This window comes from Synergistaceae bacterium, from assembly GCA_017444345.1.
In the GTDB taxonomy this organism is placed as follows: Bacteria; Synergistota; Synergistia; order Synergistales; family Aminobacteriaceae; genus JAFUXM01.
Window position 1 is genome coordinate 1 of record JAFSWW010000019.1, and the last position, 8,656, is coordinate 8,656.

General features: G+C 39.7%; 9 protein-coding genes and 1 pseudogene. 1 reads left to right on the top strand and 9 read right to left on the bottom strand.

The window, feature by feature from the left end; all coding sequences use genetic code 11:
* On the top strand, nt 1-1,050 hold a 1,050-nt coding region (locus IJS99_01005), incomplete at its 5' end, for a type I restriction endonuclease subunit R (protein MBQ7560399.1).
* Here IJS99_01005 and IJS99_01010 read toward each other — a convergent pair.
* From IJS99_01010 to IJS99_01050, 9 genes and pseudogenes are all read right to left on the bottom strand, one after another.
* Nucleotides 1,047-2,225 (bottom strand): galactokinase, encoded by a 1,179-nt coding sequence (locus tag IJS99_01010; GenBank protein ID MBQ7560400.1) that lies wholly within the window; start codon nt 2,223-2,225, stop codon nt 1,047-1,049. The two genes, IJS99_01005 and IJS99_01010, sit on opposite strands and share 4 nt — an antisense overlap.
* 28 nt (nt 2,226-2,253) lie before the next feature.
* Complete coding sequence (locus IJS99_01015) at nt 2,254-2,529, bottom strand: type II toxin-antitoxin system RelE/ParE family toxin (protein ID MBQ7560401.1); 276 nt, start codon at nt 2,527-2,529, stop codon at nt 2,254-2,256.
* Nucleotides 2,530-2,543: 14 nt separating this feature from the next.
* The gene (locus IJS99_01020; GenBank protein MBQ7560402.1) at nt 2,544-2,750 is read right to left on the bottom strand and encodes a hypothetical protein; all 207 of its coding nucleotides are present in this window, start codon (nt 2,748-2,750) and stop codon (nt 2,544-2,546) included.
* A gap of 32 nt (nt 2,751-2,782) precedes the next feature.
* Nucleotides 2,783-3,059, bottom strand: a pseudogene (locus IJS99_01025) (type II toxin-antitoxin system RelE/ParE family toxin).
* Nucleotides 3,056-3,271 carry a hypothetical protein gene (locus tag IJS99_01030; GenBank protein ID MBQ7560403.1) on the bottom strand — a complete coding sequence of 72 codons (216 nt, stop codon included), beginning with the start codon at nt 3,269-3,271 and terminating at the stop codon, nt 3,056-3,058. The pseudogene IJS99_01025 and the gene IJS99_01030 overlap by 4 nt, the downstream one beginning before the upstream one ends.
* A gap of 384 nt (nt 3,272-3,655) precedes the next feature.
* Nucleotides 3,656-4,876 (bottom strand): galactose/methyl galactoside ABC transporter permease MglC, encoded by a 1,221-nt coding sequence (mglC, locus tag IJS99_01035; protein MBQ7560404.1) that lies wholly within the window; start codon nt 4,874-4,876, stop codon nt 3,656-3,658.
* 27 nt (nt 4,877-4,903) lie between these two features.
* Nucleotides 4,904-6,445, bottom strand: coding sequence for a sugar ABC transporter ATP-binding protein (locus tag IJS99_01040; protein ID MBQ7560405.1), 1,542 nt, complete (start codon nt 6,443-6,445; stop codon nt 4,904-4,906).
* Complete coding sequence (locus IJS99_01045) at nt 6,442-7,434, bottom strand: galactose ABC transporter substrate-binding protein (GenBank protein ID MBQ7560406.1); 993 nt, start codon at nt 7,432-7,434, stop codon at nt 6,442-6,444. The genes IJS99_01040 and IJS99_01045 overlap by 4 nt, the downstream gene beginning before the upstream one ends.
* Nucleotides 7,435-7,509: 75 nt before the next feature.
* Nucleotides 7,510-8,526: a galactose ABC transporter substrate-binding protein gene (locus IJS99_01050; protein ID MBQ7560407.1), complete on the bottom strand. Its 1,017-nt coding sequence runs from the start codon at nt 8,524-8,526 to the stop codon at nt 7,510-7,512.
* Nucleotides 8,527-8,656 lie beyond the last annotated feature (130 nt).

An 8,656-nucleotide genomic window follows, 5' to 3' on the forward strand; every position in this document is an offset into this window, starting at 1 on the left:
ACGTCGAGCGAAAAATTTCAGAATTATTATAAAGATGTCTCAATGCGCACAAAGAATCGCGAAATTGATATATTAATCGTTGTAAATATGTTCTTGACGGGATTCGACGCGCAGAAATTAAATACTTTATGGGTAGACAAAAATTTGAAGATGCACGGACTAATTCAGGCATTCAGCAGGACGAACAGAATTTATAACGAGCGGAAACATCACGGGAATATTATTTGCTTCAGGAATTTGCAAAATCAAGTCGACGAGGCTATAAAACAATTCGGCAATGATGACCCTAAAAATATTATTATAATTCGTGAATTTGAATATTATCACAAGCAATATAGTAACATGATTCAAGAATTAATTAATAAATTTCCGTTAGAGTCTGAAATTATGGGCGAGTCAAACGAGAAAAATTTTATTGCTTTATTCGGTGCAGTCTTGAAGATGCAAAATTTATTGAGTTCATTCGAGGAGTTTTCAGGCCAAGAAATAATCTCAACGCGGGATTTTCAGGACTATCAAAGCAAATATTTAGATTTACGCGACAAATATAAAAGAATAATCGACAATGACGAGGCAGATATAAATAATGATATAGTATTTGAAATCGAGTTATTGACTCAAGTCGACATAAATATTGATTATATATTAATGCTGGCTGGAAAATACAAGAATGACGGCGATAAAGAAATCTTAATCACAATACAGAAAACGGCCGCGTCAAGTCCCGAATTAAGAAGTAAACGCGAATTAATAGAAATTTTCATGTCAAGAATAAATGATTATCAAGATATTATTACAGAATGGCGTGAATTTGTGAGAAGGCAGCGCGAAAAGGATTTAATTGATATAATCAAGCGCGAGAATTTGAATCCCGATAAAGTCCGAAAATTTATAAAAGAGTCATTTAAGGCCGGTTATATAAAGACGACAGGAACATATATAAGAGACTTCATGCCGCCGGTTAATTTATTCGACAAGAACAGGGAGTCAAAGAAAGCCCGCATAATTCAAGAACTACGGGGCTATCTTGAGAAATATTCAGGGATTTAATAATTTATTCTGCCAGCTCCGTCCGTGCTTGATGTCTCGTAAAATGCCGCGTCGAGTCCTGTTAATTCTTTATATTTTGAGCCGATAAACTCAATAAATTTTTTTGCCGAGCCGCTTTTTATTATACTGACAGTGCAGCCGCCGAATCCTCCGCCCGTCATTCTTGAGCCTATTACGCCCGGAAATTCCCAAGCTAGTTTTGCAAGTATATCAAGCTGCTTAACTGTAACTTGATAATCATCGCGTAAAGAAACGTGAGAAGCATTCATTAACCGGCCAAAAGTTTGTAAATCTCCTGACTTTAACGAGTCCGCAGCCCTCAAAGCCCTAAAATTTTCACTCACTGCATGACGTGCCCGGCGTAAATTTATATTATTATTCACTAAATATGAATATTCGTCTAAATCGTTAATGCTCAAATCACACAAACAAGAAATATTTTTGACGGATCTAATATCAGATAAGGCCTCTTCACACTGTTGACGGCGTAAATTATACTCGGAACTCACTAGAGAGTGCGGCACGTTTGAATTTGTGATGATAATTTTGCAGTCTCCGAGATTTAACGGCGCGTAAGAATATTCAAGTGTCGAACAATTTAATAATACGGCGTGATTTTTCCTGCCCATGCTGACAGCGAACTGATCCATTATGCCGCAATTCATGCCGACAAATTTATTTTCTGATTCTTGTGAGAGTAAAGCAGCCTTTACCCCGTCGATATTCAGCGAAAATATTTCACTGAAAATTTTTGTAGTGAGTACTTCAATAGCCGCCGATGATGACAGCCCTGCACCGTCTGGAAGATTACCAGCGAATAAAATATCAAGCCCGGAGTCAAATTTATAGCCGTGTTTCATGAGAGTTGCAGCGACTCCAACGGGATAATTTACCCATGTGCGAGTTGCTAATTTTTGCGAGATATTATTAAATGCGATCTCAAACGGTGAGTCTTCCGGCTTGTCGAAATTCATAGAGAATAAGCGCAATTTATTATAAGAATTCTTACAAGCAAGAGCATATATCCCGAATTCTATAGCGCAAGGAAATACAAAGCCGCCTTCATGGTCAGTGTGTTCGCCGATTAAGTTGACCCGGCCGGGCGAAAAAAATGCGTCAGGTTTTGAATCATTTGCGAAAATTTTTGTAAAGCTCTCTAACATTTTATTAATCATGAAAATTTCTCCCGTTATTTATTAATATTTATGAATTCAAGCGATAGATTTCTCGACGATGGCCGATCTTAGTAATAAGAATAATTAATTTATTATCGCGAATATCAGCAATTATTCTATAATTACCCGTCTCATAACGCCAATAGCCTTTGAGTTTGCCTGTTAATGCTTTGCCGTATTTTCTGGGATTCTCGCAGCCCTCAAGATTATCATTAATCCATTTTCTAATGCGCCGAGAAACTTGCGGGTCCATTTTATCAAGTAATTTTCTGGCTTTATCCGTTAATTCTACAGTATATCGCATTTCGCATTAATAATTTATTCGCTTTCTACTGGGACTGCAACTAGCCTATAAGTTACCGGGTTTGCTTCATATTCTGCCCATGCTTCATCGGCTTGTTTTGCTAAATCAATCTCATCTAGCAAGCATTCTTTTGCTGCTTCTCCGACAGTTTGCCCGATTCTTGCCGCAAATTCTTCTACTATTTTCCTTTCTTCTTCGTTTAATTCAAATGAGTAAATCATAAATAAATCACTCCTATATAAATATAAAATTTTTATGAATTCAAGCGATAAATTTCTTTGCGATGCCCGACATCAGTAACAAGAATTATAATTTTATCGTCCTGAATATCAGCAATTATTCTATAATCACCCGTTTTATAACGCCAATTTCCTGCAAAATTCCCCGTTAATGCTTTGCCGTATTGCCGCGGGTTCTCGCAGCCCTCAAGAAATTTATTTATCCAAATTATATATTTTATCTCGTATCTGCGAGTCCATTTTGTTAAGAGTTTTTCTAGCCTGCTTAGTATAGTCAACGTGATATTTCATTTAATAAGTCCCAGACTCCTGCCTACTTCTTCATGCGTGTAAGTTACCGGGTCTTTCTCGAATTCTGCCCACGCCTTAGCAGCCTGCCTTGAGTCTACAATGTCTTCAAGTAAGAATTCTTTTGCTAGTTCAGATACAGACTGCCCTACTTCTTTAGCAAAATCTTCCGCAAATTTTGTCTCATCATCATTTAACTCAAATGAGTAAATCATAAATAAATCGCGCTCCCTTATAAATATAAAAATTTTATTCACGAAATAATTATACAGATAAAATAAAAATATTGCGCTCGAAAATTGAATAATAATAAAAATTTTTTGCCTTATAAATCATTGCTATGACTAGAAAATTTTGATATTCTTGTAGCTGTAAATGTAGCTGTAAAATTGCCCTGAACTTGTGAAAAATTTATCTCGTAAATGCACACTCAAGTAAATATATCATGCATAAAAATTTGTAGCTGTAAATATAAACTCATGAAAAAATTTATTGCCTGCTCTCTCACTCTTTTGTAGCTGTAAAATTATTGCACTCGCATTATAACACTCACAAAAAAAATTCCCCCCGGCAATTACCAGAGGGACAAATAAATTTTATTATTTCCTGCGATATTTCGTCAAATCTATTGCGACGGCGACCGCGATAATTACACCTTTTATAACTTGCTGCCACATTGGCGAGACATTGATAAACTGCAATCCGTATTGAATTATCGTGAAAATCAACACGCCCATTATAATACCGCCGACTCTGCCTATACCTCCATTGAGTGAGACCCCGCCGACAACACACGCCGCAATTGCGTCAAGTTCGTAGCCGTTCCCGTAATTGTTAGTAGCTCCGGCTGTTCTTGCTGCTTCGAGGACTCCGGCGATTCCGTATAAACACGACGCAAGAATAAATATTCCCATTATGTTGCGAAATACGTTAATACCTGCGACGACTGCCGCCTCACGATTCCCGCCGATCGCGTAAACATTTTTGCCGAACACTGTTTTATTTAGCACGAACCATATAATTACGCAAATTACTACAGCTATGGGAATAAGAATCGAAATTCCCGGGAAGTCCCTGCCCATTGAGAATAAACGCATTTGTCCTAACTGTGCAAAATCCGGCCTGATTCCTCCGATTGGCTGAGAGTTATTCGGGGGCATGTCGAAATAAAGCGAGCAGGCTCCATAAATAATAACTTGTACTGCCAAAGTCGCTATAAACGGGTGCATGTCATATTTTGCAACAAGAAAGCCGTTTAACGCTCCGAAAATCATACATGCAACTATTGCTATAACTATGGGCATCCATAATTGAACCTGCGGCAGGTCCGGGAAGAATCTATTTGCATATGTCGCAGTCTGTAACATTGAGGCCGAAATTACTGCAGCAAGTCCGACCATTCGCCCCGCGCTTAAGTCTGTACCTGCAATTAACAGCGTGAAACATATTCCCAGAGCCATAATTAATTTTGTTGATGACTGAGTCAATATATCAAGAGCGACTCGAATTTGCATGAATCTGGGCTGTAAGATACAAATTACTACAACTAAGACTAACATTGCGAGTAAAATCGCATTATTTGTGAGAAACTCCCCGAATGTCTGTCTATTGAGTTCGCTTGCTGATTCATTCTTGGCCATAAAGCCCTTTAACGCAAAACATACTCCGATTATAATTAAGAATATGGGCAAGTCGTAAATTTTGCGATTAAGTCCGAGCGGTGCTTTTAAGAAATATAATATTATTCCCAGCGCAAGGAAAACAATTCCCGCCGTTGTTATTAAACGCTTTGAACGCGATGTGTTCTCATTTTCTGCCATGATAAAAATTTCTCCATTCTTTAAGATTTAAGCAGCAGGGTTATTTTCTTTACGGCCCGCAAATTGTGTAGCAAGTGCCATAATTTTTTCCTGACTGTATTCGCCCTTGTTAAGGAATCCTGTTACTCTTCCTTCACACATTACCATGATTCTATCAGACATTCCCATTAACTCCGGCATTTCAGACGAGATCATTATAATAGAACGTCCCTGCGAAATCTGCTCAAGCATTATATTATAAATCTCGTATTTTGCTCCGACATCGATTCCGCGTGTAGGTTCGTCGAGTATTAATATATCCGAATTTGTAAGCAGCCACCGGGCAATTAAAACTTTCTGCTGATTTCCGCCGCTCAAATTCTGTATTAAAGTCTCAAGTGAAGGAGTCTTAACGTTCAATTTTTTGCACTCTTTATCGGCCTCGACTCTGCGCTTGTGATCGTTGAGAATTCCTAAACTTGCATATTTTCTCTGGTTAGCAATAACAGTATTCTCAAGTATCGGCAAGATTCCAAATATACCAGTCGCCCGCCTCTCTTCAGTGAGTAACGCAAGCCCTCTCGATTTCGCAAAACCGGGACTCTTTGAAGTATATTTTGCACCGTTTAAATATATTTCTCCTGATTGAATGCTCCTGAGCCCAAATAAGGCCTCTACAAATTCAGTTCGTTGAGCTCCGACAAGTCCGCCGATTCCTAAAATTTCCTGTTTATGTAATTCAAAGCTCACATCTTGGAATGATTTTCTTAGGGGCGAGCAGACATGTTCAACTTTTAATACTACTTCATCACTTGGCCGGCCTTCTCTGGGCGGGAACTGATTAGTCATTTCTCGTCCGACCATCTGCTTAATAATAAAATCGTTCGTCAATTTTTCGCCGGTTTCCTTATTGACTACTGGCCAAGTTCCGACATATTGACCGTCGCGCATAATTTTAACCTCGTCGGAAATTTCTAGAATCTCCTTCATCTTGTGCGAGATATAAATAAACGCGACTCCCTGCGCCCTGAGTCTATTAATAATCTTGAAAAGGTGATCTACTTCTCTATCTGATAATGAGCTTGTAGGCTCGTCAAGAATTATAATTTTTGCTTTCATGTCAACGGCTCTAGCTATTTCCATCATTTGGAGAATTGCCGCGCTTTGTTCTCCTGCCAGTGCTAAGGGGTCAACGTCAAGCTCTAAATCTTCAAATAGTGCCTTAGTCTTGTCGTACATTGCTTTGTGATCAACGACTCCGAGATGGCCGGGGAATCTTCCCAAGTAAACATTTTCCATGACGGATCTAAATCTAATCGGGTGTAATTCCTGATGTACCATAGCGATGCCCTTATCCATTGCTTGACGGGCTGAATGTATTTCTGCTTTCTGGCCGTCTAAGAAAATTTCTCCGCTGTTCGGCTCATAAATCCCGAATAGACATTTCATAAGAGTTGATTTGCCTGCTCCATTTTCGCCCATTAAAGCGTGAACAGTTCCCGCCCTTACGTTTAATTGAACGTTGTCAAGAGCCTTAACGCCCGGAAATATTTTCGTGATATTCTTCATTTCGAGTAAATACTCGCTCATTTTGTATCACCTCTTGTAACTTTCTGATATGGAATCCAGATATATTTATTGTCAGTAATTGCGTAACCTATTGAGCTTAAATCTTTATTTTCTGCGAGTGCTAGTGCGAGTTTCACGGCTGCGATTCCCTGATTGTCAGCGTCATTTAACACAGTGCCTAACATTTCGCCCTTGTTCATTGCTTCGAGTGCCGAGGCGTTTGCGTCAACTCCTACAACGGGAATATATAAAGCCGGGTCGCCCTTGTTGTAATTATTTGCTTTGAGGGCCTCAACTGCTCCCAGTGCCATTTCGTCATTATTCGCGATAATTGCCTCGATATTTTCAGCACCGATTGACATTATAAATGCGTTTGTTATAGTCATGGCCTGCAGTTTGTCCCAGTTAGCTATTGAGTTAGCAAGTTCTACAGTCTCAATTCCCGCTGAGTTAATCGCCTCGATTGAATATTTTGACCTCAAAATCATATCTTGATGACCGTTTTGACCGCGCAATAAAATATACTGTAATTTGCCGTCATGATTCTTATCTGATTCTGGGTGAGATTTAAAATATTCTGCTATTAACTGGCCTGATTGAGTGCCGGACTCTTCTGCCTTAGCTCCGATATAATATGCTTTGTCGTAAGTGCTTAAAATTTCGAGACTCGGCTCACGATTTATAAATACTACGGGAATATTTGCGGCCTTTGCTTTATCGACTATGACCTGCGATGACATTCTGTCGACTGGATTCACGATTAGGACATTGACTCCGTTTGTGATAAACTCATCGACTTGAGAATTTTGCGTATTCTGATCGTCTTGACCATCTGCAAAATCAATTTTTGCGCCTTCTTTCTGTGATTCCTCGGCCATTGCGTTACGAAATCTAAGCATGAAGGCATCATTAAATCTATATATACACGCGCCTATTTTCATTTCTTGAGCTTGTGAGCATGATACTAAGGCAAGAATTAATATTAATGCTAATAAAAAACTTTTACGCAAGGAAAATCACCTCTCTAACTTTGCTATAAAGAAATAAACCCCCGCGCTAATCAACGGGGGCGAAATCATAATATTTTATTTCATGAATTCTTTGTAGTTCTCGACTGTTACAGGACGATAGGGGATCCAAATATATTTGCCGTCAGTGATTTTATAGCCGATTGACTCTTCAGTAACGGGCTTATCATCTGCTGCGACAACTGCGACTCTAACTGCTGCGAATCCCTGGTTATCTGCGTCATTAAGAACTGTGCCAAGTAACTCGCCCTTGCTCATTGCCTCAAGTGCCGGGGCTGTTGCGTCAACTCCTACGACGGGAATATATTTCGCGGGGTCGCCGGTGTTGTAGCCTTCTGCTTTGAGCGCCTCGATTGCGCCGAGTGCCATATCGTCATTATTTGCGAGTACTGCCTCAATATTTTCGACTCCGACTGCTGAAATAAAGCCTTTCATTTTGTCAGTGGCCTGTACTTTGTCCCAGTTCGCTGTGTCGTTGCCGAGTTCTACGATCTCAAAGCCGCCGTCCTTCATTGCCTGTGTTGAGTATTCAGTTCTGAGTGTAGCGTCCTGATGTCCCTGTTCACCGCGAATCATAATATACTGGATTTTGCCGTCTTTGTTTTTATCAGCTTCGGGGTGTTTCTTGAAGTAGTCAACAATGATTTGTCCTGATTGAGTGCCTGACTCTTCAGCTTTTGCGCCGACGTACCAAATTTTGTCATAAGCCTTCATAACGTCTGAATAAGGCTCGCGGTTTACGAATACTATCGGGAGTCCCTCGGCCTTTGCTTTCTCCATAAGGGGCTGGGCTGCTGTTCTGTCAACGGGATTGACTATTAAGGCATTGGCACCTTTGGAAATATACGCGTCGACTTGGTCGTTTTGAGTAGGCTGCCTGTTCTGCGAGTCAACGATTTCAAGCTCTCCGCCCTGACGTTCCATTTCTGCGCGCATTGCGTTTCTTACACCGGTCATGAAAGTATCATCGAACTTGTAAATACAAGCCCCGACAAGTGCATCAGTTGCTGCAAATGCTGATACGGCGAATACTGCGAGACATAATACTGCTAAGAATACTACTTTTTTCACGATAAAAGCCTCCTGATAAATATATTTAATTGTATATAGTAATTTGGTAAATATTATTATAATGAAATTCACGAAAATTTTTACAGTAATATACGCAAATTTTTTTACGAACGAGCGATAAATTTCGGGGGGC

What these genes read in the sequence shown, in the direction of transcription:
- IJS99_01010 (MBQ7560400.1), bottom strand. Translation starts at nt 2,225, where the DNA reads ATGATTAATAAAATGTTAGAGAGCTTTACAAAAATTTTCGCAAATGAT.
- IJS99_01020 (MBQ7560402.1), bottom strand. Translation starts at nt 2,750, where the DNA reads ATGATTTACTCATTTGAATTAAACGAAGAAGAAAGGAAAATAGTAGAA.
- IJS99_01040 (MBQ7560405.1), bottom strand. Translation starts at nt 6,445, where the DNA reads ATGAGCGAGTATTTACTCGAAATGAAGAATATCACGAAAATATTTCCG.
- mglC (MBQ7560404.1), bottom strand. Translation starts at nt 4,876, where the DNA reads ATGGCAGAAAATGAGAACACATCGCGTTCAAAGCGTTTAATAACAACG.
- IJS99_01030 (MBQ7560403.1), bottom strand. Translation starts at nt 3,271, where the DNA reads ATGATTTACTCATTTGAGTTAAATGATGATGAGACAAAATTTGCGGAA.
- IJS99_01015 (MBQ7560401.1), bottom strand. Translation starts at nt 2,529, where the DNA reads ATGCGATATACTGTAGAATTAACGGATAAAGCCAGAAAATTACTTGAT.